Source organism: Flavobacterium petrolei (genome assembly GCF_003314435.2).
In the GTDB taxonomy this organism is placed as follows: domain Bacteria; phylum Bacteroidota; class Bacteroidia; order Flavobacteriales; family Flavobacteriaceae; genus Flavobacterium; species Flavobacterium petrolei.
The window spans coordinates 64671-90993 of the sequence record NZ_QNVY02000001.1 but is presented as its reverse complement, the minus strand read 5'-3'; the positions used below and the strand labels follow the sequence as shown (position 1 = coordinate 90993).

The 26323-nt window shown below is 35.3% G+C and carries 18 protein-coding genes; 4 read left to right on the top strand and 14 right to left on the bottom strand.

Annotated elements, in window-relative coordinates; genetic code table 11:
- Positions 1 to 59 precede the first annotated feature (59 nt).
- From yidD to DR871_RS00365, 4 genes are all read right to left on the bottom strand, one after another.
- Complete coding sequence (yidD, locus tag DR871_RS00380) at positions 60 to 308, bottom strand: membrane protein insertion efficiency factor YidD (protein WP_113665349.1); 249 nt, start codon at positions 306 to 308, stop codon at positions 60 to 62.
- A 58-nt stretch (positions 309 to 366) separates the two neighbouring features.
- On the bottom strand, positions 367 to 1845 hold the full coding sequence (gene cysS, locus DR871_RS00375; protein WP_113665350.1) for a cysteine--tRNA ligase: 1479 nt from the start codon (positions 1843 to 1845) through the stop codon (positions 367 to 369).
- 142 nt (positions 1846 to 1987) lie between these two features.
- A complete protein-coding gene (gene folE / locus DR871_RS00370) occupies positions 1988 to 2659 on the bottom strand; it encodes a GTP cyclohydrolase I FolE (RefSeq protein WP_113665351.1) in 672 nt (223 codons plus the stop codon).
- A 225-nt stretch (positions 2660 to 2884) separates the two neighbouring features.
- Positions 2885 to 4090 (bottom strand): pyridoxal phosphate-dependent aminotransferase, encoded by a 1206-nt coding sequence (locus DR871_RS00365; protein ID WP_113665352.1) that lies wholly within the window; start codon positions 4088 to 4090, stop codon positions 2885 to 2887.
- Between the two features lie 127 nt (positions 4091 to 4217).
- On the opposite strand from DR871_RS00365, the gene DR871_RS00360 reads away from it, so the two are divergent.
- Positions 4218 to 5543: a PDZ domain-containing protein gene (locus tag DR871_RS00360; protein ID WP_113665505.1), complete on the top strand. Its 1326-nt coding sequence runs from the start codon at positions 4218 to 4220 to the stop codon at positions 5541 to 5543.
- Positions 5544 to 5603: 60 nt separating this feature from the next.
- On the opposite strand, the gene DR871_RS00355 is transcribed toward DR871_RS00360, so the two are convergent.
- Positions 5604 to 5990 (bottom strand): DUF1573 domain-containing protein, encoded by a 387-nt coding sequence (locus DR871_RS00355; RefSeq protein ID WP_113665353.1) that lies wholly within the window; start codon positions 5988 to 5990, stop codon positions 5604 to 5606.
- A 217-nt stretch (positions 5991 to 6207) separates the two neighbouring features.
- On the opposite strand from DR871_RS00355, the gene DR871_RS00350 reads away from it, so the two are divergent.
- Positions 6208 to 8841, top strand: coding sequence for a valine--tRNA ligase (locus DR871_RS00350; protein ID WP_113665354.1), 2634 nt, complete (start codon positions 6208 to 6210; stop codon positions 8839 to 8841).
- 145 nt (positions 8842 to 8986) lie between these two features.
- Here the strand turns inward: DR871_RS00350 and DR871_RS00345 are convergent, their stop codons facing one another.
- From DR871_RS00345 to DR871_RS00305, 9 genes are all read right to left on the bottom strand, one after another.
- On the bottom strand, positions 8987 to 11239 hold the full coding sequence (locus DR871_RS00345) for a TonB-dependent siderophore receptor (RefSeq protein ID WP_113665355.1): 2253 nt from the start codon (positions 11237 to 11239) through the stop codon (positions 8987 to 8989).
- A 456-nt stretch (positions 11240 to 11695) separates the two neighbouring features.
- Complete coding sequence (locus DR871_RS00340) at positions 11696 to 12691, bottom strand: FAD:protein FMN transferase (RefSeq protein ID WP_113665356.1); 996 nt, start codon at positions 12689 to 12691, stop codon at positions 11696 to 11698.
- Positions 12692 to 12808: 117 nt separating this feature from the next.
- A complete protein-coding gene (locus DR871_RS00335) occupies positions 12809 to 15007 on the bottom strand; it encodes a PepSY domain-containing protein (protein WP_113665357.1) in 2199 nt (732 codons plus the stop codon).
- Positions 15008 to 15098: 91 nt separating this feature from the next.
- On the bottom strand, positions 15099 to 15581 hold the full coding sequence (locus DR871_RS00330) for a DUF2271 domain-containing protein (protein ID WP_113665358.1): 483 nt from the start codon (positions 15579 to 15581) through the stop codon (positions 15099 to 15101).
- Positions 15582 to 15668: 87 nt separating this feature from the next.
- Positions 15669 to 17165, bottom strand: coding sequence for an ankyrin repeat domain-containing protein (locus DR871_RS00325; protein ID WP_113665359.1), 1497 nt, complete (start codon positions 17163 to 17165; stop codon positions 15669 to 15671).
- A gap of 264 nt (positions 17166 to 17429) precedes the next feature.
- On the bottom strand, positions 17430 to 18572 hold the full coding sequence (locus tag DR871_RS00320; RefSeq protein ID WP_113665360.1) for a PepSY-associated TM helix domain-containing protein: 1143 nt from the start codon (positions 18570 to 18572) through the stop codon (positions 17430 to 17432).
- Positions 18573 to 18638: 66 nt separating this feature from the next.
- Complete coding sequence (locus DR871_RS00315) at positions 18639 to 20786, bottom strand: TonB-dependent siderophore receptor (protein WP_113665361.1); 2148 nt, start codon at positions 20784 to 20786, stop codon at positions 18639 to 18641.
- A gap of 189 nt (positions 20787 to 20975) precedes the next feature.
- Positions 20976 to 21455: a DUF6265 family protein gene (locus DR871_RS00310; protein ID WP_113665362.1), complete on the bottom strand. Its 480-nt coding sequence runs from the start codon at positions 21453 to 21455 to the stop codon at positions 20976 to 20978.
- Positions 21456 to 21786: 331 nt separating this feature from the next.
- Positions 21787 to 24078 carry a DNA topoisomerase 3 gene (locus tag DR871_RS00305; protein WP_113665363.1) on the bottom strand — a complete coding sequence of 764 codons (2292 nt, stop codon included), beginning with the start codon at positions 24076 to 24078 and terminating at the stop codon, positions 21787 to 21789.
- Positions 24079 to 24351: 273 nt separating this feature from the next.
- Between DR871_RS00305 and DR871_RS00300 the strand changes: the two genes are divergently transcribed.
- Positions 24352 to 24564, top strand: a complete 213-nt coding sequence (locus tag DR871_RS00300) for a hypothetical protein (RefSeq protein ID WP_113665364.1) — start codon at positions 24352 to 24354, stop codon at positions 24562 to 24564.
- Positions 24565 to 24708: 144 nt separating this feature from the next.
- Complete coding sequence (locus DR871_RS00295; RefSeq protein WP_113665365.1) at positions 24709 to 26145, top strand: glycosyltransferase; 1437 nt, start codon at positions 24709 to 24711, stop codon at positions 26143 to 26145.
- The last annotated feature ends 178 nt before the right edge of the window (positions 26146 to 26323 follow it).

The following is a 26323-nucleotide window of genomic DNA, read 5'->3' as shown; positions in this document are numbered from 1 at the left end:
TTAAATTTGTTTATTAGTCGTAAAAATAGAGTTTTAAAGTACATTTATACTAAAAAAGGTTAATGTTTGTGATTGCATGTTTTTTTTGGAACAGGATCATAACCCGTCTTGCCCCAAGGATGACAACTCAAAATACGTTTTACTCCCAAAAATCCTCCATAAAACAAACCGTGAATACGCAGGGCTTCAATCATATAAGATGAACACGTAGGCTCAAATCGGCAGGCGGAAGGTGTAAACGGAGAAATCGCAACTTGATAAAATCGAACCAATAGTACAAAAGGAAATATGAGTATTTTAGAAATCATATAGTACTAGTTTCTATTTTAAATTTTGCGCTAATCATTAAAATGAGATTACTCAACACTAAATGCTGAATGTCGTTCCTTCTTTACCGTCTTTCAATTGAATTCCTAAAGCGATTAATTGATCTCTAATTTGATCAGACAAGGCGAAATTCTTGTTGTCTCTGGCCTGTTTTCTCATGTCGATAAGCATATTCACTGTTCCTTCTAATTTATCGTTATTGCTGTCCGAAACTTTTTCATCTTCCAATCCTAAAACATCAAAAACAAAATCATGCATTGCTTTTGCAAAATTGTTTAAGTCATCGGAATTCAAAGTCTCTTTACCATCCTTTAATAAATTGACAAAACGTACGCCTTCAAACAACTGCGCAATTAAAATTGGCGTGTTAAAATCGTCATTCATCGCATCATAGCAGGATTGTTTCCACGCTGAAATATCAATTGTACTTTTTGTGTCAGCAGTGATTTCTTTTAAGGAGTTCATCGCTTCCATCAATCGTTTGTATCCTTTTTCGGCAGCAACAATGGCATCGTCAGAAAAATCTAAAATGCTTCTATAATGCGCCTGCAACATAAAAAATCGGGCTACCGATGCTGAGAAAGCTTTACTCAAAATGGTGTTTTCTCCAGTCAATATTTCTCTTGGCAAAATATTATTTCCGGTAGATTTCGCCATTTTTTTACCGTTTAAAGTCAGCATATTGGCATGTAACCAATAATTAACTGGAGTTTGACCGGTACAAGCTTCGTTTTGTGCAATTTCGCACTCATGATGCGGGAATTTCAAATCCATTCCACCACCGTGAATATCAAAATGATTGCCCAAGTATTTAGTACTCATTGCTGTACATTCTAAGTGCCATCCCGGAAATCCATCGCTCCAAGGCGAGGGCCAACGCATGATATGTTGTGCTTCCGCTTTTTTCCATAGTGCAAAATCTTGTGGATTTCTCTTGTCACTTTGTCCGTCAAGATCACGGGTATTGGTAAGCATATCCTCAATATTACGGCCGCTTAATCGCCCGTAATGATTGGTTTCATTAAATTTCACCACATCAAAATAAACCGATCCATTGGCTTCATAACCAATTCCTTTGTCAATAATAGTTTTGATTATTTCAATTTGCTCAATAATATGGCCCGTTGCCGTTGGTTCAATACTTGGTGGCAAAAAGTTAAATTCATTCAAAATATCATGAAAATCTACAGTGTAACGCTGTACGACTTCCATCGGCTCCAGCTGCTCCAAACGTGCTTTTTTGGCAATTTTATCTTCGCCTTCATCCACATCATCCACAATATGACCTACATCCGTAATGTTTCTAACATAACGCACTTTGTAGTCCAAATGTAAAAAATACCTGAAAATCACGTCAAAAGACATAAAAGTACGCACGTTTCCAAGATGCACATTACTGTAAACCGTTGGTCCACACACATACATCCCAACATTTCCTTCGTGAATGGGTGCGAATATTTCTTTTTCTCCCGAAAGAGAATTGTATATTTTTAGATTTTGGCTACTATATAATGGCATTGTAGATTATTGTTTTCCCAACCCCAGCCCTCCCCAAAGGGAAGGGAGTTGAGACGTGAATGTGTTATTAATAATTGTTGTAATCTTGTTCAGGCCTTACCAGACTAGGCTCCCTTTCCTTTGGAGAGGGTCGGGGAGAGGACTAGAACTTTGTCTCTAATTTAATATAATCCAAAAACTCTCTTCGAGTTACACTATCTTTAAATTTTCCACCAAATTCGGATGTCACAGTGCTACTCTCAATATCACTGATTCCTCTTGAATTCACACAAAGGTGTTTGGCATCAATTACGCAAGCTACATCGTCTGTGCCCAAAGCTATTTGTAATTCCTGAACAATTTGCATCGTTAAACGCTCTTGTACCTGAGGTCTTTTGGCATAATATTCCACGATACGGTTCATTTTAGATAAGCCAATAACTGTTCCGTTAGAAATATAAGCCACATGTGCTCTTCCTATAATGGGCAATAAATGATGTTCGCAGGTAGAATATACGATGATGTTTTTTTCAACTAACATTTCACCGTATTTGTAATTATTGTCAAATGTAGAAGCTTTTGGTTTTTTTGCAGGATTTAAACCTCCAAAAATTTCCTTCACAAACATTTTTGCAACACGATTGGGCGTGCCTTTCAAACTATCATCAGTCAAGTCCATTCCAAGTGTAATTAGAATGCTCTCAACGTCTTTTTTTATTTTTTCAATTTTATCATCATCAGAAATGTCAAAAGCATCATCTCTTACTGGATTTTTTGCGGATAAACTAACATGATTATCTCCTATTTCGTCTTGAAATTCTTCGTTTTTTATCATTAAAAGCAACTATTATTGTTGGTATAAATATTTAAGCGGTAAAGATAAATAATAAAAATTTAAGAATTTCTATCGGTCTCACTATTTAAGACTACTTTATCGGTTCTATAAGGCTTTATCATTTCTTTTTTTGGAAGTAAAAAGAAAGGCAATAACGAGTTCGCTATTGCCTTTATATGTAGAAAACAATTTACTGGAGTGGTAAATCTAAAATTTCTTGTTTAATTATACTTTTGTAAGTGATGCGTTATAAACCGGAATCGCTGCTTTTAGGATTCTCACGGCACTTATTAAGTCGGCTTTCTTCAAAACATAAGCGATTCGAACTTGATTTAATCCCATTCCTGGAGTAGAGTAAAATCCTGCTGCGGGTGCTACCATTACTGTTTCGCCATCTAAGTCATAGCTCTCTAAAAGCCATTGTGCAAACGCATCAGCGTTGTCCACCGGCAGTTGTGCAATACAATAAAAAGCACCTTTTGGTTTGCTAACAATAACGCCATCTATTTTATTTAACTCTTCAATTAAAGTGTCTCTACGTTCTCTGTATTCTGAAATTACTTCGTCAAAATAACTTTGTGGAGTGTCCAGAGCGGCCTCGCTTGCTATTTGTTCAATGGTTGGCGGGCTTAATCTTGCTTGCGCAAATTTCATCGCAGTAGCCATCACTTCCTTATTTTTAGAAACTATACATCCTATTCTGGCACCACACATGCTGTATCTTTTTGAAACAGAATCAATCATGATAGCGTGTTCTTCAAGTCCGGGAACATTCATCACAGAGTAATGTACATCTCCATCATAAGTGAATTCGCGGTATACTTCATCAGAGATTAAAAACAAATCATGTTTTTTGACTAACGCAGCCAGTTTCATAATTTCTTCTTTTGAATATAAATATCCAGTTGGATTTCCGGGATTACAAATCAGTATTGCTTTTGTTTTTGGAGTAATCAGTTTTTCAAAATCTTCTACTGCAGGAAGAGCAAAACCAGTTTCAATTGTTGAAATTACAGGAACTACGGTAACACCTGAAGCCGTTGAAAATCCATTGTAATTTGCATAAAAAGGTTCCGGAATAATAATTTCATCACCCTGGTCCATCGTGCTTCCCATGGCAAACATAAGTGCTTCTGATCCGCCGGTGGTAATGATAATATCCTCTATATTTACTGAAATGTGTTGATTGATATAATAAGCCGATAATTTTTTTCTGTAACTTTCATTTCCGGCAGAATGACTGTATTCTAATATAGTTAAATCAATATTTTTAACGGCAGTCATCGCAACTTCGGGAGTTTTTATATCCGGTTGCCCAATGTTTAAATGGTATACTTTATTTCCTTTTTTCTTAGCAATTTCTGAGTAGGGAACCAATTTTCGAATTGGTGATTCTGGCATTTGTCTGCCTTTGTTTGATATTGTTGGCATAGTCTTAAATTATTGAATTGCAAATTTGCAATTTTTTTTCCGAATTTATTCTAATCAAAAGGAGTATATATTGTTAAATCTGCATTTTTGATATGATTTATTTAGTATTTTTATGAAAAGAAAAACAATGAATAAACTGCTCTTTTTAATTCTTACGTGCTCTTTTAGTTATTCTGTATTTTCTCAACAAGGATTTCAGTTTGAAAAAGATGACAATAAGATAAGCGTCCCTTTTAAATTAATCAATAATTTAGTTTTTGTACCTATGAAAGTGAATGGGATAGAACTGAATTTTTTACTGGATACCGGTGTTGCTGAAACCATATTGTTCAGTTTAGAGGATAAAAAAGAAGTCCGATATTTCAATACTGAAAGGATACTTCTAAAAGGCTTAGGAAGTCAAGCGGCAGTTGAAGGATTAAAATCAACTAATAATGTATTGGAGTTTGGTAGCATGAAATATAAAAATCATATGTTTTATATTGTATTAGATCCGGATTTTAATTTATCATCTCATATTGGTATTCCCGTAAACGGTATTATTGGTCACCAGTTTTTCAGAAATAATTTGGTTGAAATTAATTATAAGAAAAAAAGAATAATTGTTTACAAAGACAATGAAACGAACAGGAAAAAAACTGAAAAAAAATATATTTCTATCCCAATCACTATAGAAAAATCCAAGCCCTATTTGAAAAGTAAAGTAGTTATGGAAGGCCGTGAAATTCCTGTAAAGTTGCTGATTGATATAGGAAATAGTGATGCGATATGGCTTTTTCAAAATCGTTCAGAGGTAATTAATGTTCCATCAAAAAGTTTTAATGATTTTTTAGGCCGAGGTTTTAGTGGTGATATAGAAGGTAAGAGGGCTAGGATTCAAAAATTTATCATTTCAGAATTTGAATTTAATAATCCTATAGTAGCCTTTCCAGATTCGAGTTCCATTAAAAATGTAAACATGGTTGCAGATAGAATGGGGTCAGTTGGAGGTGAAATTCTGAGAAGATTTGATATTGTCTTTGATTACCAAAAACAAAAAATGTATTTTAAAAAAAATAGTGAATACAATTCTGCTTTTGGGTATAATAAAAGCGGGGTTGAAATACAACATAAAGGATTGCAATGGATTCAAGAAACAGTACGTCTTGAAACGGTCCCATTAGCCACAAACGTATTTGATTCCAATGATAATAAGAAAAAAGATTTTAAATATAAATTCGTATTAAAACCAATATATGAAATAGCCAATGTTCGGAAAAATTCACCGGCAGAAATAGCAGGATTACAGAAAGGAGATGTGCTAATATTGATAAATAGGAGTCCTGCATACAAATATTCTTTGCAAGAGATCAATACTCTTTTTAAATCAGAGCAGGAGCAATGGATTACTTTGGAAGTGGAGCGTGATAGTGAAATTTTAAAATTCAGCTTTCAATTGTTTGATGTTTTATAATCAAAAAACGCTTTTGGATAATTTTCCAAAAGCGTTTTTAATTTATTATTGATTAAGAAATTAATTCGAAATTACTTCTCCTTTTATTTTTATAGCGACTCTTCCCGCTTCATAATTAACGGCATTCGATTCAACAGTTATTGTTTTTCTGATTGGACCTGGAGCCATATTGTATTTTACGGTTATTTTTCCTTTTTTTCCAGGCATGATTGGTTCGTCTGGTTTTGTAGGAACCGTACATCCGCAAGTAGACAGTACATTCGTAATAATTAATGGCGCGTTTCCAGTATTTGTAAAGATAAAATCACGAGATCCATTTTCATTCTTGGTAACCTTTCCGTAATCAATCGTGTTGTCTTGGGCGGCAAACTCGATTTTAGGACCATTTTGGGCAAAACTGATACTGCTGATGAGAGCGAATGCGAATAAAGCTATTGTTTTTTTCATTTTGAAATTTTTAAATTCAGTAAAGTAAATGTACTTTGTTTTAATTAACGGACAAATTTTTATTTCCCTTTTTATAGTCTACATATTTATTTACTTTTGTTCCAGAATAGAATTACAAATATCAGACCAAAGTCTAAAAGGTTATTTGTTGATTTGGTTAACTAATAAACGGAACCGACAAATAAGTGAACTTAACGATTAAATGATCCACAATAAAATGACAATTCCTGCACAATTTGACGCTAAAACTATTGAGAATAAGTGGTATGACTACTGGATGAAAAATAATTATTTTCACTCAGAACCAGATCACAGAACACCATATACCATAGTAATTCCACCACCTAATGTGACTGGAGTTTTACACATGGGACACATGCTGAACAATACGATTCAAGATGTATTGATTAGAAGAGCGCGTCTTAAGGGATTCAATGCATGCTGGGTTCCAGGAACGGATCACGCCTCAATTGCAACAGAAGCTAAGGTTGTAGCCAAATTAAAAGCTGAAGGAATCAATAAAAATGATTTGACTCGCGAAGAATTTTTGGCGCATGCCTGGGAATGGACAGATAAATACGGTGGTGTAATTTTAGACCAATTAAAAAAATTGGGAGCTTCCTGTGACTGGGAGCGAACTAAGTTTACGATGGATCCTGATATGTCAGCATCAGTAATTCGTTCTTTTGTAGATTTATACAACAAAGGATTGATTTATCGCGGATACCGAATGGTAAACTGGGATCCGGAAGCAAAAACGACTCTTTCTGACGAAGAAGTAATTTATGAAGAACAACAAGGAAAATTATATTTCTTAAAATATACAATCGAAGGAAGTGAAGACTTCCTGACGATTGCTACTACTCGTCCGGAAACTATTTTTGGAGATACCGCAATTTGTATTAATCCAAATGACGAACGTTTTGCTCATTTAAAAGGCAAAAAAGCGATTGTGCCTATTTGTGGAAGAGTAATTCCAATTATCGAGGATGAATATGTTGATATCGAATTTGGAACTGGTTGTTTGAAAGTGACGCCTGCTCACGATATGAATGACAAAGCGCTAGGAGAGAAGCATAATCTGGAAATTATTGATATTTTCAACGAAGATGCTACCTTGAATAGTTTTGGATTACACTATCAAGGACAAGATCGTTTCGTAGTTCGTGAGGCTGTCGCCAAAGAATTAGAAACTATTGGCGCTTTAGCAAAAACAGAAACACACTTAAATAAAGTAGGAACTTCCGAAAGAACCAAAGCGGTAATCGAGCCTCGTTTATCTGATCAGTGGTTCTTAAAAATGGAAGATTTGGTAAAACCGGCAATCAAATCTGTATTGGAAGATGGTGAAATCAAATTGCATCCTGCACGTTTTAATAATACGTACGCACATTGGTTAAATAATATCCGCGATTGGAATATTTCGCGTCAATTGTGGTGGGGACAGCAAATTCCTGCATATTTTTATGGCGATGGAAAAGAAGATTTCGTGGTCGCTGAAAACATTGAAGACGCTTTAACGTTAGCGAGAGAGAAAACTTTAAACCTTAAACTTGAAACAAAAGATTTAAAGCAAGATGTTGATGCGCTTGATACTTGGTTCTCTTCTTGGCTGTGGCCAATGTCTGTTTTTGGTGGAATAATGGATCCCGAAAGCGAAGATTTTAAATACTATTATCCAACAAATGATTTAGTAACCGGTCCAGATATTTTATTTTTCTGGGTGGCGAGAATGATTATTGCAGGATATGAATACACTGGTAAAAAACCATTTACAAATGTGTATTTGACTGGATTGGTTCGTGACAAACAACGTCGTAAAATGTCTAAATCATTAGGAAATTCACCTGATCCTTTAGATTTAATTGAAAAATTTGGTGCCGATGGAGTTCGTGTGGGATTGCTTTTAAGTGCTTCTGCGGGAAACGACATTATGTTTGATGAAGAATTGTGTAACCAAGGAAAAGCGTTTACGAATAAAATTTGGAATGCCTTTAAACTAATCAAAGGTTGGGAAGTTTCGGATGCTATTCCGCAACCAGAATCTTCAAAAGTAGCGATTGAATGGTACGAAGCTAAATTGCAACAAACACTTTTGGAAATTGAAGACAATTTCGAGAAATACAGAATTTCCGATGCGTTGATGGCAATTTACAAATTGGTTTGGGACGATTTCTGTTCTTGGTTCCTTGAAATGATAAAGCCGGCATACCAACAGCCAATTGACAGTGTAACTTTGGAGAAAGCCATAGAAATGCTGGAAAATAATATGAAATTGTTGCATCCGTTTATGCCATTTTTGACAGAGGAAATTTGGCAAATTCTTGCCGAAAGAACTACAGAAGAAGCGTTAATCGTTTCGACTTGGCCGGAAATGAAACCGTTTAACGCAGCTTTGATTGCTGATTTTGACAATACAATTGAAGTGATCTCTGGAATTAGAACGATTCGTAAAGACAAAAATATTCCATTCAAAGATACCATAGAATTGAAAGTGGTAAACAATGATAAAGCATCGACTTATTTTGATTCGGTTGTGACTAAATTAGGGAACATCACTTCATTGGAATATGTTTCGGACAAAGTAGACGGAGCATTGTCTTTCCGTGTGAAATCGAACGAATATTTCATTCCAATCACCGGAAGTATTGACGTAGAAGCTGAGATTGCAAAATTGACTACTGAGTTGGTTTACACACAAGGTTTCTTGAAATCAGTTCAAAACAAACTGGCAAATGAGAAATTTGTGGCTGGTGCGCCAGAGAAAGTTCTGGCAAACGAAAGACAAAAAGAAGCGGATGCTTTGGCAAAAATTGAAACGATTGAACATAGTCTGGCGGGTTTGAAATAGCCGTTAAATTCTTTTAAAATATAAAATCCCATTTCCTGTAAAAAGGATATGGGATTTTTTAATTAAAAAATCCAAAGTTTTTCTGCTTTTCAAAAAAAGTAAAGAAGCAGAAAAACTTTGGATAAAATACAACCTTTGCAAGGTTTTAGAATTTATACTTCAAGCTTGTCAATACTTGACGTGGAGCGATTGGGTTTACACTGTAATTTTCATGTACCGTGTAATTCAACTCATTTGTTACATTAGATAATTTACACAATATGGAGAATTTTTTCCATTCATAACCTGCTGAAACATCAATTGTTGTGTATCCTTCTAAAGGAATTTCTCTGTCCCAAATTCCATTTGGTCGGGTTGAATCATATTGATTATTCCAACCTCCCACACGTTTACCAATATAGTTTCCGATGGCTCCAAGAGACATTCCTTTCAAAATCCCTGTTTGTAAAGTATAGAAAAAGCTCAAATTAGCTGTATTTGCAGGTGTTCTAGCTAATCGATTTCCTGCTATCGGGCTACCGTTTAGTCCTGAAGTTTTCTCATAACGCATGTCGTTATAGCTGTAGCCGGCATTCATTCCTAATCCAACTATAGGTCTTGCTGTTACATCTATTTCGATTCCTTTACTTTTTGTTTCACCACTTAATTCTCTTAAATTAGGATCTATCGGATTGATATTCAAGGTACCGTCTGCTTTGTAAATCGCCGTTTGAACTAAGTTGCTATTCGTAATTTGATAGACAGTTACATTGGTACTTAAGGCACCTTTCCAAAAATCTTTTTTGATTCCAGCTTCGTATTGGTCTATGATTGAAGGCTCTAATGGTTTTAAATCTACCGTTGTTCCTGTATTTGGGGTAAACGAGTTCGAGTAACTAGCGAACAAAGACATGTCTTTTGTAGGTTGATACACTAATCCAATTTTTGGTGAAAAAGCATTATCTAAACGTTTGGCGCCTTCGGCAATGGTTATCGGATTTTTGGTTAAATTATGCGTATCCGCCTGTGATTCTTGCCAAGACCAACGCAGTCCTGCTAAAAGTTTGATTTTTTCTGTAAACGATATCAAATCTTGCGCATAGATTCCGAATCGCTGTGTGCTCGTATATACCGTTTGGGTTGCTCTTGAGTTTGGTATTGCCAATGTTGGAACATTTGGGTCGTATGTAAATAAATTTATAGTATCGTAAGTAGTGATTACTTTGCCATTTGCATCGTAAAAAGCGTAGGTGTTGGCTGTAGCCAAAGAATTTTCATAATCTACTCCAGTGAAAATTTGATGTTTGATGCTTCCAGTCGAAAAAGTACCTTGCAAACTCAATTGGTCACCAAATATTTGTTCTGAGTTTTTATTCTGAACTAATCCTCTATTCCAGTCACCAGGAGTGGCATACGTGTCTAGATTTGATAATTGCGCCGTTGATTTAGAGCTTCTATCGTAGTTTTGAAACGAGGTATTAAAACTTAATTTCCAGTTTTCATTAAAGCTATGGTTTAATAATACCGAAGCACTTGCCGATTTTGTATTTCCAGTAGACCACAGCGCACCGTAAAAACTGTTGCGGGGCAAATCTAAAATAGTTTTACCAAGAATTCCTGTTCCAAAATCAGGAGTCCAATCGGCACTTAAATAGTCACCTTGTACCGTAATTTGAGTTTTATCGCTTACATTAAAAAGGAATGAAGGATTTACATAAATACGCTCATTTTTGACAACATCTCTAAAGCTTTCTGAGTTTTCGTAAGAAGCATTAAATCGATAAGCGATATGTTTATTCAAAGGGCCGTAAAAATCAATCGATGGTTTGTAGTAGGAATAACTACCTGCTTGCATTGTAATTTCTCCACCGCTCTTGAAAGAAGGGGTTTTAGTAACCAAATTTAAAATTCCACCCGGAGCAACGTTTCCATACAATAAGGCAGAACCACCTTTAAGAAATTCCACTTTTTCTAAACCTGAAACTTCCGGGATAGAACCTGCATTATAACGGAAACCATTTTTAAACATATTGTTGGCTGACATATCATATCCTCTTGAGAAAAATGATTCCTGAGCGCCACCACGTGCGGAACCTACATAAATACCATTGGCATTTTTGATAACTTCACTTAGGCGAATGGCTTGTTGTTGCTCGATTATTTCAGCTCCAATAACCTGAACACTTTGCGGAGTGTCCATTGGTTTTAATCCTGATCTTAATGCTGAAACTGCCTTTTTCTCTTTGTTGGCTGTGATAACAACTTCTTTAAGTACTCCTCCTTTTTTGTTTTTTATGGTATCCGTTATGGATTCGAAAGGATCTTCAAAATTTTTATCGTCAGATGTATTCACTGATTCTTGTGCTAAACAAGTCAAACTAAATAAAAGTGTTAATGTGGGAAGGAAAATATATTTCATGAGTGTTTATTTGGAATAATTAAAAATAACGATGCAAATATAAAACCCAAGTTTGGTTTGACAAAACTTATTTAGATTAAATATTAATAATATTTTATTTTTTATTTAACTAATTATAGTTTAGCTATTTGTGTTTGTTTAAAATAGCATTTTTTTAAATAACACATGCTTTTTGAGGCCTTTGTCTAGTGTTTTTTGGTTGTTTTGACTTCTAGATTCTGAAAATTCTTCTCCAAAAAGACTATGAATATCTTTTATGTTAATTTTTGTTAAAGAGTAATCCAAATAGCAGCGTTGTGTGTTACCGTTTTTATGCTACAGATTTTTGATAGTAAACTTTGATTTTTGAAATTTATATCAAAGAGGCAGTATTGGAATTAACCTGTCCTGACCACAAATAGGAAGTTTATCTTTGTGGAGCTAGTATTTAATTTCGGAAGTTTAAGCTCAGAAGAATTAAAGGCGTGCCTTAAATTTCTTGATTCGGAAGTTTTTTGATTTTATCACTTTTCCATCATCGGTAATCATGATGCAGCTATAATCAGCGTATTTGTTGAGTAAAAGAAGCCCAGCTGTTTTTCCTAAAACCATTAACGAAGTACTCAAACCGTTCGCCGTTTCAGCATTCGGTCCAAAAACCGTCACGCTACACAAACCCGTTGCAGGATAACCTGTTGCCGGATTAATAATATGCGAATAGCGTTTGCCATTAAAAACAACAAATTTTTCATAGCTGCCCGAAGTGGTTATAGCATCCTGTTTTAATGGTACAACTGCAACGAGTTTTTCAGGATGAAAGGGATTCGTAATTCCAATATTCCAAGGTTTTCCATTGGGCTGTTTCCCCCAAGTGCTCATATCTCCTGAACCGTTTATAATTCCGGCTTTAACGCCTTTTGCAAGCATCATATCGCGGCATTTATCGGTGGCATATCCTTCTCCTAAAGCGCCAAAACCAATTTTCATCCCTTTTAGTTTCAGAAAAATGGTGGATTGAACGCTATCCAAGATTATATTTTTGTAGCCCACTTTTTCAACTGATTTCTGAATGGCTTCGGCCGAAGGCATTTGTGTCATGGAACCATCAAATTTCCAGATTTTATCCATTGCCGCAAAACTGATGTCAAAACCACCATTCGTCACTTCAGAAAACCGAATCGCTCTTTGCGTTAATTCAAAAACTTCTTTATCCACTTTCACTGGCCGAATACCTGCATTTTGGTTCACTTCAGAAACCTGTGAGTCTGGTTTCCAATCGGAAATTAAATTTTCGATTCGGGTAATTTCATTAATAACTGCATATATGTTTTGTTCTGCCGATAATGAATCTTTGTCAACGATGGAAATGTCAAATCGACCGCCCATAAGTAAGCTGGTTCTTTTTCGTAAGACTTGGCTGTGGCTTGTGAAAGCGCAAATTAGTAAAAGGAAAAACAGGAATTGGAATTTCATAATAAAAGTATCAGTAGTGATTGCGAGGAACGAAGCAATCGTACTAGTATAAGGATATAAGTTGAGCAACTAATGTGATTGCTTCGTTCCTCGCAATGACAAAATAACATAATTCCACTAATAACAATCCGTCAGCACTTGCCCATTAGTTTTATAGTCAGCAATTCCTTTCCCAGTTTTGTCAAGACAAAGTGTATCAAGAATAGCTTCTACATCCTTTTGCATCGCAAGCGAACCGCAAATCATTACAACGCCTCCTTGTGTTAGTAAATCCATAAAAAAATCAGCGTCACGTTTAATCAAATCCATCACATAATTATGGTTTGCTTCACGGGATAAAGCCACATGAAAACTGTGTAATTGATGCTTCTGAATCATTTCAGCAGTAAATTTTTCATACCTTAAAACAGTTTCAGTTGCTTTTCGAAAACCGCAATACAAATGAATTTCGGTTTTTTTCTTGTTTTGTTCCATCATTCCTAGAAAGGGAGCAATACCGGTACCATTTGAAATCAACGCTACTTTAGAGGCTTTTTTCGGGAAATGAAAAGTCTGGTTATTAATGATTCGTGCTTTAAAAACAGAACCTGGTTCTACAGTATATAAATATCCGGAACCCAACCCTGAAGGATGTAATTTTACTACTAATTGTATGTTGCCGTTATGATTCCCGATAGAGTAGAGCCGCTCTTGGTTGTCGTTTGCCGGGTAAATGGCCAGTAAATCACCCGAAGTAAATTTAGCGTTACTACTAGTTTGTAATGTGAGTAAAAAGGTATGTTCCGTATCGGATATGGCAGTTTTATCAAGTACTGTCATTTTTTGTAAATCTTTCGGAACTTCATTGTATAATGATGGAGTCGCCGAAAGTGGAATTCCTGTTTTTGCACTCCATAATTTTACCCAACCTACAAATTCTTCTGAGGATTTGTCGTTTATGGTTTGTAATTCTAACAAGTGTTCCGCCCAACTTTGTTTTGCTAACAACACATCAATTTCCTGTGCATAACCGCAAAAATCAGGATACGCTTTCGACCCAAAACCTACTACTGAAACATTGATTTTTTGCTGTTGTTCCGTTTTGTTGATGAGCGAAATAAATTTGCTTGCATTAGATGGCGCATCGCCTAATCCGTGGGTTGAAGTAAATACGATGATATGTTTTGCTTTTGGATAAACCGAATAATTATTCAGTTCAGTAAGGAAGACTTTTTCTCCGTGCGCAAGTAATTGTTTTTGAATCGCATTGGCAAAAAGAAGCGTGCTTCCATTTTCGGAACCAACCAACAATATGAATGTGCTTTCTTCAGCTTTGTATTTGTTTTTAATACGACTCGCTCTTCGTTTTAATGTCATGGCAAAACCCGAGTAGATAAAAAACAGAATATTCAAACTCGCTATTCCTAATATTATCGCCCATAAAATACTTGCTCTCCCAGTATGTAAATCAAGACTCAAATTTGATGCTAAAGTTTGCAGTGGAAAAGGAGTTTCACTTACAATTGCACCGGAAACCTGATTAACTTCTATTTCTCGGTCTTTTAATGTAATTATATAATATTCTTCGGGGTCATCCGAAAATGGGAATTCAATTTTTTGGACATCAGCCAGAAGCGTGTTTTTAAAAACGGAAGTAGCAGCACTTTTTTTTGCAATAGGCGTAGCTACAGTCGTTTCAGTTTTCTCTTCTGAATCTGTTTTTTCAAGGAAAAAATTAAACTTTTCCAAGGTTAAATACGTTCCGGAAAGTGCAATAATCAGAATCGGAATTAGCGATAATCTTCCTAAAAATATGTGGTAATATTGAGCGAAATTTTCTTTCACAATTTTAGAAAATAAACTGCGAAGGCTTCTTTGGCGGTTTAGTATCAAAGCAAAACCCGAAATGGAAATCAATACCAACAAAAAGGAAACAAAGCCCACAATAAAACGCCCGGTTTCTTTAAGGAATAAAGAGCGATGGAGTGCAGTAGTCCATTGAATAAACTCACTTTTTTTGATTGGTGTTCCTAGTATTTTTCCAGTTCTTGCGTCAATATAGGCATTGACATCATTGTCTTCCTGGTCGATACCTTGCAGCGTTACAAATTGATTGTGGTCAACACTCAATTCCGTTATTTCAGGATAGGTTTTGCGTACTATTGGCAAAGTTTCTCCAAGGGTTATTTTTTCAAAATTTTCTACTTTGTAGGGCGTTGCTTTCTCTTGTATGGCATCGACTGCAAGGATGACACCAGTTACGGATGCCAATACTAAAAATGCAGCAGAAAATACAGCCAAAGCCAAGTGTGCGTAACGCCAAAAAGAAAGAGTCATTTGTAATAAATTTTAACATATAAGTCATATGAGTTTTACGTTTTGTAAAAGCTTATATGACTTATATGGTTTAATGTAAAAGCTGTTTTTTTTAGATTTTGTTTAATCTTACGTAGCGAATGTAGTTTTTACCTTCTGTTTTTGCAGCTATTCCTTCGGTTGTAAGTGGAATCTCTAAATCAGTGGTGTAATATTTATGATCTTCTACTGCAGTTTCAAAACGCAATTTAAATCCTTTATTAATTTTAGCATCTTCAATTTCTATTGTAGTAATGCTGCGGTCACCACCAGTTACTGAAGCACCCGTTTTGGCACTGATGTTTTCTGGTTTTTTAGAATAGAATTTATGCCATTCTTTAAGGGTTTTGTACCATTTTTTGTCATCTCCCATTACATACAGTGTTTTTACATATTCGCCTTTAGCGTTTACAAGTGAAACTACGATATAAGCACCTTCGCCCATGTAGTTTGACATTTGGAGCATGCATTTGTATTTACTGGTTTGTGCTGTCGCTTGAAAGGACAAAAGGAATAAAAACGCTATAGATAAACTAATTTTTAGGATTGATTTCATATGTAGATAATTTTTGTTTTTTAAGGAATATGGTAGCGCCATTGTTTATTATTGTTTGTGATTTTGTATCACGGCGATTTCATACTATTATTTTAAAAATTCTAGAGCTATTTTGTTAGTTGTTAACGACTCGTTTTCTTTGGCTAAAGCATACGCACTTTCGTCAAAATCAGTAGTAATTTCTTTTTTGGAGCCCATTGAAATAAGGTATTTCAAGATAGCATCGTCTTTTGAAATCATAGCAGCTTTGTGCAAAGCGGTTAAGCCATCTTTGTTTTTGGCATTGATATCGATGTTTAAAGCAGCGATTTTTTTTAATAAAGCCAAATCGTTTTTAATTATAGCAAAATGATATAATGTATTCCCGTCTTTTTGAGGAGTAGCCAAGTTTAGACCTTTATCCTGAAGTAATTTTATTTTAGTCTCAAAAGGATCTTGAGTGGTTGTCTCTGGTCCGCGACCTGATGGTCTGTAGGATTGAATCATGTAATATCCTAAATTGTTTCCGTCTTTGTCTAGTACTTTTGCATCAGCTCCTTTGTTTAAAAGTACTGTCACTGCTTCAGGAGTTCCTGTTTTTACAGCCATTGTCAATGCCGATTCTCCTTTTAGATTTTTAACATTGTTGTTTTTTACTATTGGTAATAGCAGTTCTAATACTGCAATATCTCTAGCTGAGGCTGCTGCCATTAATGCCGTATTTCCCTCGTTATTGGCTTTGTTAGCATCTACGCCTTTAGACAAAAAGTAAGTGATAATTTCGGATTGGTTGGCTTTGTTTGCCAATAAATGAAGCACCGTTTCACCAGATTTGCTAGTAGCAGTTGGCTTGATTTTTAAATCTTCAACTAAGTATTTGTAGGTTTCAAGAGGAGTTACATCTCTACGGGAACCTTGTGCTGCAAACAGCAATGCATTGTCAGTATATTTTACTCCTTTTTCTAACAGAGATTTTAATAATGGTAGGTTTCCTGATTTCGCAGCATAATCAAAAGCCGTATTTCCATCACTATCAGTATCCTTAATTGACATTCCTTTGGTGGTGAAATAGTTTGAAAGCGCCAGGTTTTTGTCGGATGCAATCGCCATTAATAAAAGGTTGACACCGTCTTTGTATTTTTTCTTTGGATCAGTTCCAGCTTTAAAAAAAGCCTCATACAATGCGGTATTGCTTTGACCTCCAATTGCCGCAAAAGTTAGCGGAGTTTCTCCTTTGCTGTCTTCTAGATTAAGGTCTGAGCCTTTGCTGATAAGGTATTCTACAATTGCTACATTTCCTTTATTGGCGGCCCAGTGTAAATAAATACGATTGTCATGTGTCAATTTATTGACTTCATTCCCGGCTTGTTCCAGTAAGAATTGTATGGTTGCTGCAGGCGCATCATTATTAATAGCCATAACAGTGACATCAAAGGCATTTGGAGTAGAGGCTGAAGGACTGTTACCTTTTGCTATTTCAGCTTTTACTGCATTTACATCTGGATTTGTTTTCCAAAAAGATTGCTCCAAAAGTGTATTTTTTTGCTGCGCACTCACAAACAAAGTGGCAACTAAGGCAAAAGAGATGAAAAGATTCTTTTTCATAATGTTTTTATAAGGGTTCTTAGTTGTTGTAAAGAAAATTGTTTTAAGTTATTTAGAATAAATAAAAATAACACAAATGTAAAAATAAATAGTATAATTCCAATTATTAAAGACTCAATTATCAGGAAATATTTAATGTATTATGTTGTTTATATTTCAATCTTTCTTTCGTTAATTTGAAAAAGGTATCTTTTAGTTCCCACTACTTTAGATGTCAAACTGATGAAAAGGTTTAAAGAAGGAACTTGAAATAATTTAAGTAGATTAATTCAAAACCCCTGTTTTCTTTTTTCTGTTTCGTCCCCACCAAATGTAGCATCCAGATATTGGCAGACTTGCAATGAGTAAACTACACAGAAAGGCGAATATTTTTCCGGGTAATCCTAATATCGCTCCGGTATGAATATCATAATTCATTTTCATCAGGTTATCAGCAATTTTATCGGCTGTTTTTCTTCCCCAAATATGAGAAACACTCATCTCTTTCAAGCTGTATTGATCAAAATATCGATAGTCAATTTTCCAATATGTTCCTTTATCGCTATTTGCATTTGCCGCTATTGGGGACATATTCGTTTCTGGCGGGTGAATTTCAATGGATTTGGCCAATGGATATTCTCTTTGCATTTGGAGCCAAACCACATCTAATGGCTTTACAATTGTAGTTGTATTTTTCTGTTTTTTTTTCGAAAGTGGTTCTTCATATAATAATGATTTTTCACCACCGGACATGGTATAATAGGAATATGCAAACCATTGAAATCCCCAAACTAATCCCGTTATGGCAAAAATAATTCCGATGATGAGTACATAAAAACCGGTTACATTATGCAAGTCGTAATTTTTTCGTTTCCACTTCGTTCCTTTTTTCCATTTGAACCAAAAGCGTTGTTTTGCTGCGCTTTTATTTTTGGGATACCAAAGAATTAAACCTGAAATTAACATGATTAGAAATATTAAAGTTGCAGATGCCACAACAGTTTGCCCAATTTCATGCGGCAGCCAAAGATAAAAATGTCCGTCGAGGATAAATGCAAAGAAACCTTCCTCATTATTGATCGTTTTCAGGACTTTTCCAGTGTAAGGATTTAGGTAAGTCGTATAATGATAACTGGGTTCGTAATGAAAAAATATCGCCTCAACGGAATTGTTTTTTTCATTGTATTTGATGGCGTGAAGCACTTTATTAGGAACTTCTTTTCTGGCGATTGTTTCCAACTGAGAAGGAGGCAGGAAAGATTCATTTTGCGGTTCCACAAAACGATATTTTTCTGTGATGTTTTGTATTTCCTCCTGAAAGGCATACAAACATCCCGTGATGGCAATTATAAAAACGAGTAATCCAGAGGACAAACCTAGCCAAAGGTGGATTTTTCGGATTGCTTTTTTAATGTTATTATTTTTCATTTAAAAAAAGAATAAAACTCCCCACCGAAATGAGGAGCTTAGTGAAACAAAAACCAATTATGAAACTTAAAATTTATAGGTTAAACCGGCGGTTACACTTCTCAAACGCTGTGGAGTTACTGTCGACCATCCTGAATAATATTTTTCGTTGAATACATTATTCAATTTCAAAGCAATATTGAATTTATCATTTGAATACGATAAAGCCGAATTTACTATGGTATAACTTGGCAATTCAAAGGTTCCAATATTGGCTCTGTTTAATGTTTTGTATTCGCTGGCATAATTTCCACCAAATCCTATTCCGAAACCTTTTAATTTCCCTGAAGTCAACGTGTAATTTCCCCATAAATTTACAAGCGTTTCCGGTCCGGCTTCTTCGGGTCTTAGTCCTAAATAACCATCTCCTGGATTGTCTTTTGTAACTTCACTTTTGTTGTTGCTGAATCCGGCAATGATGTTAAATCCTTTTACTGGATTTGCCGTAAAACTAACTTCTACTCCTTTACTGTTTACTTCACCGCCTTGTATAGCGTTGTTTATATTGTTTGGATCAGTCATCAATTTGTTTTTAACATCAATATTATAGTAGCTGATGGATGCCGAAATGATGTCTTTGTATAAGTTTGTTTTTAATCCAAATTCATACTGATTGGCTTGTTCCGGGTCAAAAGATTTTATTCTCGGATTTGATCCATCCACTTCTGAAACTTCTCTTGGTGTCACGTTCACAAAGCCATTCATGTAATTGGAAAAAACAGAAACTTTATCTTTAATCAACATATAAACTAGACCGAATTTTGGTGAAACGGCTGCTTGGCTTCTTTCTTCGGTAGCGGTTGTCGATTTGAAATGGTCAATTCTCAAACTCGCCATCGCGGATAATTTATCGGTAATATTCAACACATCCGAAGCATATGCACTGATAACTTCCACTTCGGCAGTTGAGTTTCCTTCAAATGAACCGACTAATAAATTATCAACTCCCGCTTGTGTCAAATCTCCAGTATCTCCACCATCGATTAATGAAACAATTCCGTTTCCAACCCAACCAGTGCTTCCATTCATAATATTCGATTGGTAGTAATCAACACCTGCGACTAATCGGTTTCTTAAATTTCCAATTTTAAAGTCTCCAATGAAATTCTGCTGAATATCAGTTGCCAAAGTTTCTCCGTTTCTTTTAGAAATAGATCGTGTAAAATCATTTCCGTTTGAAGCGTCGAACAAATACGAATAATAGCCGTTGGTTTTACTGTTACTTCTGGATAATACCGTTTGGGAAGTCCATTGATCAGAAAGTTTGTAGAACATTTGAGCTTGTAAACTAAACGTTGGATTACTGATGGACAACTCATTTGAAGTAAACGATTTTTTATAATTTCTTTCGAATAATTCCATCGAATCAAACGACAAATCCGAATTTCTGTTCAAGAAAAGCATCGGTGCATTTGACGAATTTCTGTTAGTGAATTCGGTGTTTATCAAGAACGAAAGTTTATTATTTACTTTGTAACTCAAGGAAGGTGCAAAGAAAAATGATTTTCCAAAACCGGCATCTTGAAACGAATTTTCTTTTTGATATGCTGTATTGATACGCAGGGCAACATCTGAATTCAAGGGAATATTTACATCAGCTGTAAGGCGGTCCATTCCATAAGTTCCGGAATTATAGCTGATTTCTCCGCCAAATCTGGAATAAGGTTTTTTAGTTACAATGTTTATCAAGCCTCCGTAAGAAATCAAACTACTGCCAAATAAAGTTCCTGAAGGTCCTTTAATAACTTCAATATTATCCACGTTTGCAGGATCAATACTTCCGTTATTAATTCCCGGTAAACCATTTATCATAGTCGGCTGAACTGAAAAACCTCTCATTGTAAAATATTCAGCACCATCGCCGCCACGTCCTGTTGATTCCCAAAGACGTGTTATTCCAGTAGCATTTTTTAGCGCATCATTAAAATTTGTAACTAATTGCTCTTTCATTAACTCAGCAGTTACTGTATTGTAAACCTGTGGGTTTTCAATATTGTTTAATGGCATTCTGGAAACGGTAGTACTTTTTTCTCTTTTGTATTTGTATTTGTTCGAGTTTACAATAACTTCTTTCAACGTTTTCAGAGAATCTTTTTCTTGATCTTTTTTTTCTTGGGCGCTAACAGTTGCGCCAAAAAGTAAAACGGACAGGTAAATAGTATGTATCTTTTTCATTTATTTAGATTAAGTAAAAATAATAATGCAAATATAGAAGTGCATTTTGTTTTAACAAAACTTATTTAGACTTAATATAGATAATAAAATGAAATATTTTTTATGAACTTGTAAATCAGTTTTTTAGAAGCATAAAAAAACCTTGCTATTTCGAGCAAGGTTCTAATTGGAGTATAAAATGTTAAAGTTTTATTTGATTTTTTTCATCGAAAACTGCTCGGAACTTGGTTTTCCTTGTTGGATTCCTGAAATTTTAGCCACTAAACTGTCAGGAGTAATTTGGGTATAACTTATTTTTTGAGGATAATCATGTTTTGGATTTTCAAAAACCATTTGCTTCTCTGTTGCAGTTGTCAATTTGAAAGCCACTGGTTTGTCATTATTTTGCCCTTTTACAGTTGCAGAATAAGTAAGGTTTTCTCCTTTTTGTTGTAAGACGATGGATTCAAAATGCAGCGTGTCTTTCTCCTTAACGAAATAAGATTGCGCTTGAAAGGTGCTGTCGTTTACTTTTTTCCAATATTCGGTTAGAGTACCATCAACGGCTTTGTTTTCCCAATTTCCCAAAAGCCAATTGGCAGCCTTGATTTTTTCTTTTTCATTTGCATCAGAATCTTTACAAGAAACCAAGGCAAGCAAAAGCAGTATAAAGGTCGTTTTTTGAAACATAAGCTTAGATTTTATGGGGTTATTTCTATGGAGCTAAATTATGAAAAAATAGAATAGTGTTCTTTTTTTAGTTTTTAAATTTTCAAAAAAGACTAGAGTTTTGAATACTTTTCAAACAAATAATTAAAATGCAACCGTTATAAAAAACTTAACCATATAAGTCATATAAGGACATATAAGCAATTGTTTTGCAGCTAACCTCAATAATCTTATATGACTTATATGTTTTAAATCTCAAAAATTTATTAGGTATTTCAGTTAAGAAAAGGGTATTTATCTTTCTTTTTAAAAACAAACTTAAATGTTTTTATATGACTTATATGGTGAAAAATTAAACACTGGCTTTCAAAATAGTATAAACCAATTCCTTCGTAGGCTTTTGATCTTTTAGTTTCAATCTGACTGTATCAAAAGTCACTTTAAAATCGCAGCCTGATTTATACTGACTGCAACCATAAGCCGTTTTTCCTTTTAGCACCGTTCCTTTCTGGCATTTCGGACAGGTTAATTCATCCGGAATAGCTTTCGCCAAAGTTTTCTTGGGTTCTAATTTGAGTTGGAAATTTTCGTCAAAGCGAAGCAAACCCTCCACAATTCCGACATCCGTTTTGAAATCTTTTAAGTTTACGGTAGATCCTTTTTGAAGCAATCGCAAGTATTGATTCTCGGATATTTTTTTTTCTGCAAAAGTGTAAGGCAATAAAAATGCGCAACCCGCTTTATAATCGGAACACCCAAACGAAGATTTTCCTTTGATAAGTGTTCCTTTTTTACATTTCGGACAGGCTTCCGCCAAAATTCCGGCTGCTTTCTTTTTCTCGACTTTTACCACTTCTTTTTGAACACTTCCTGCATGTGAAATATTGGCGCGTCTCGTTTCGCTTCGGACTTCGTACACCAAAGTTTCAACCATGTGTTTCATGTTCTTAATAAATGAACCCGCGGTAAAAGTTCCTTTTTCGATATCTTTCAGTTGCTTTTCCCAAGAACCGGTCAGTTCAGCCGACTTCACCAAATCATTTTGAATGGTGTCAATCAGTTGAATTCCCGTTGGTGTTGGCAAAACCTGTTTTTTGTTTCTTACAATATATTGACGTCTAAAAAGCGTTTCAATAATATTGGCTCGCGTAGATGGACGACCAATACCGTTTTCTTTCATCAATTCCCGTAAATCTTCATCATCCACTTGTTTTCCGGCAGTTTCCATGGCACGTAATAAAGTAGCTTCGGTAAATTGATTCGGTGGTTTGGTTTCCTTTTCTAAAAACGAAGGTTGGTGTGGCCCTTTTTCACCTACAACAAAACTCGGCAAGATATCGGCTTCTTTTTCTTTGGCGTTTGGATCTTCAAAAACGACACGAAATCCCTTTTTCAAGATTTCTTTTCCGGTAGTTTTAAATAAAACATCGGCTGCCTTTCCGACTACAGTAGTATTGGCAACCAAACAATCGTCATAAAACACGGCAATAAATCGCTTTGTAATAATATCATACACTTGCTGCTGATTGTATTGCAAATTACTTTGAATCCCAGTTGGAATAATAGCGTGGTGATCCGTTACTTTTTTATCGTTGAAAACTTTGGGTGATTTTTTTATCTTTTTTTCCAAAAGCGGTTGCGTCAACGCAGTATAATTCGTCAAGTTTTTCAGAATCCCCGGTACTTTTGGATAAATATCATTGGGTAAAAATGTGGTATCGACTCTGGGATACGTAACTACTTTTTGCTCGTACAAAGTCTGTACAATTTTAAGCGTTTCATCTGCCGTAAAACCAAATTTTGTATTGCAATATACCTGTAAACCTGTTAAATCGAATAGTTTTGGTGCAAACTCATTACCATTCTTTTTTTCGACAGAAACAATTTCGAACTCACTTTCCTTTACTTTATTGGCGAGAATTTCTCCATCTTCCTTTTTCAAAAAACGTCCTTCTTCATAGCTAAAAAGCGTTTCTCGATACAAGGTTTGCAACTCCCAATACGGTTGCGGTTTGAAATTCTCAATTTCTTTGAATCGTTCCACAACCATTGCCAAAGTTGGCGTTTGTACCCTTCCGATAGACAAAACTTGCTTGTAGCCACCGTGTTTTACGGTGTACAAACGCGTGGCATTCATACCCAGTAACCAGTCGCCAATCGCTCTGGAAAATCCGGCGTAGTATAAATTATCGTAGTTGGCGGATGGTTTCAAGTTCTGAAAACCCTCTTTGATGGCTTCGGTGGTCAGGGATGAAATCCACAAGCGTTGTACCTCGCCTTTGTACTGGGCTTCGTTCATCACCCAGCGCTGAATGAGTTCTCCCTCTTGCCCGGCATCCCCGCAGTTGATGACCAAATCGGCTTTATCGAACAAACCTTTTATGATTCGGAATTGCTTTTGGATCCCCGAATTTTCCACCACCTTGGTTTCAAATTTCTCGGGAAGCATCGGTAAGTTGTTGAGGTCCCAACTTTTCCAGTGCGGTTTATAATCGTTCGGTTCTTTTAAGGTACATAAATGCCCAAAAGTATACGTTACCTGATATCCATTGCCTTCAAAATACCCATCGTGCTTGGTATTGGCTCCTAAAACGGATGCGATTTCGCGCGCTACACTCGGTTTCTCGGCAATACAGACCTTCATTTTTCTCCTTCTGATTTAAGGGCGCAAATTAGGAATTTAGAAATTGGTATTAAAAAGAAATCGGTAGGAGTTATGAACGGCTTGGGGGTACTATTTTTTAGGAGCAGAACGAATAGTTTTTTCAATCACGAACCGTCCTGCTGTCCGCTGTATTCCCGATTAATAAAATCTACGGCTGAAAAAGCCTTGTTTTTCTATATCGGGAGATGCCGCTTCCATCAGGGCTAAAATATTTTGTTCTATTTTCATAATAACGAAAGAAAATATAAAATAGTGGAAACAGATTTTTATTCTACAAGCCGAAATCAGCGTTCCGCATCTGCTCATTTTTATGGATTTGTATCCGTTTGTGTTCAACAACGTGAAGCTTGTGATAACGGGGTTCAAGTGGGTAAATGTTGTGTAGATACACCTCAATTGGGTAATAATTACCCAATTGTATTTTGGCGTGTTTTTAGTAATGTGTTGATTATTATGATTTTATGATTTTGGAACAAGTATTGTAAAATCGAACTGTATAATTTCCACTGTCCATTTTATGTGAGTATTTATTTTGTAAACACAGTAAATAAATAAAAAAAATGAAAAGTGAGATTTAAATGAAACAACCTACAATTTTAATAGTCAATTATGAAAAATGAAACCAGTATTTTAAAACAAGTTTATTCTCCAAATCCTGATTTGAGTTCCATTTTTCGAATTAATTTCAGGTCATTCAAAATTAATTTTAAGAAAAACAGTAGTCCAACAGCGGTTTTAGTGCTGTTTGGAACATTTGTACTACTTATAACAGGAGCATTATTGGTTTATAATTTGCAATCTGATTTTGAAGCCTTACATAATGACAGAGTCAATTCGTTCTGGGGATTATCATTTTTGATTCTGACCATTTCGTTATTTGTGTTTTATGCGAGTGTATTTTTATATAACCTGTATCTCTATTTAGTTTATAAACCTATTGAATCCGTAGCAGATGAGTTATTACCCACTTGTACGGTAATTGTTCCTGCTTATAATGAAGGAAAATTGGTTTGGAATACATTGATTAGCTTAGCTGAAAGCGATTACCCCAAACATAAATTGCAGTTATTGGCCATAGATGATGGTAGTAAAGATGATACTTGGTATTGGATGCAAGAGGCAAAATTGAGATTAGGGGATCGTTTGTCTATTTATCAGCAACCTAAAAACCAAGGGAAGCGTCATGCGTTGGATCGTGGCTTTAAGATGGGTACCGGAGAAATTTTTGTAACAGTAGATAGTGATTCGATTGTCAAAGTGGATACGTTGCGAAATCTGGTAAGTCCGTTTATTACCAACGAAGATTGTGGTGCTGTAGCTGGAAATGTTCAGGTTTTGAATAATCAAAAAGCTATTTTACCTAAAATGTTAAATGTGAGTTTCGTAATGAGTTTTGAATTCATGCGTTCAGCAGAAAGTAGTTTAGGTTCTGTTTTATGTACTCCGGGAGCAGCAGCAGCGTATCGTAAATCGGCTGTCCTTGAGTGTCTTCCGGAATGGATTAACCAAACTTTTATGGGAAAACCTTCGGATATTGGCGAAGATCGTGCAATGACTAATATGATATTGAAACAAGGATATAAGGTGCTATTCCAGAAGAATGCTTTGGTTTTAACTAACGTACCGGAAGAATATACCGGTTTGTATAAAATGTTTATCAGATGGGGACGAAGCAACGTCCGCGAAAATATTATGATGGCAAAATATGTTTTCAAGAATTTTAGAAATGGAGCAAAATTTGGAACCAGGCTTTTGTTTTTAAACCAGTCGATAAAGATAATTATGGCCATTCCTTTCCTGCTACTTATGGTGTTTCTGATCCTCACGCATCCTATTTTAGTGATTAGTTCTACGCTTTTAGGAATATTGATTTTTTCCAGTTTTCCGGTCTTATTTTATGCAAGGCGCTATTCAATTCTAGAATCCTTTTGGGCGTATACGTACAGTATTTTTTATACTTTTAGTCTTTTTTGGATTTTGCCTTATGCTATTTTTACCGCTAATAAAAGCGGATGGTTGACAAGAGGTTTGTCGCAACAAGAATAATGGCTAATTTATAATTGACACAAAAAAGACTTGATATATTTTAAAATATATCAAGTCTTTTTTTTTTGGTTAATTTTTTTTCATAATAAGGGATTGGGTTGTTTATTATGGTTTTGGGTGTGCTGTTTTTTAGGAGCAGAACGAATAGTTTTTTCAATCACCAACCGTCCTGCTGTCC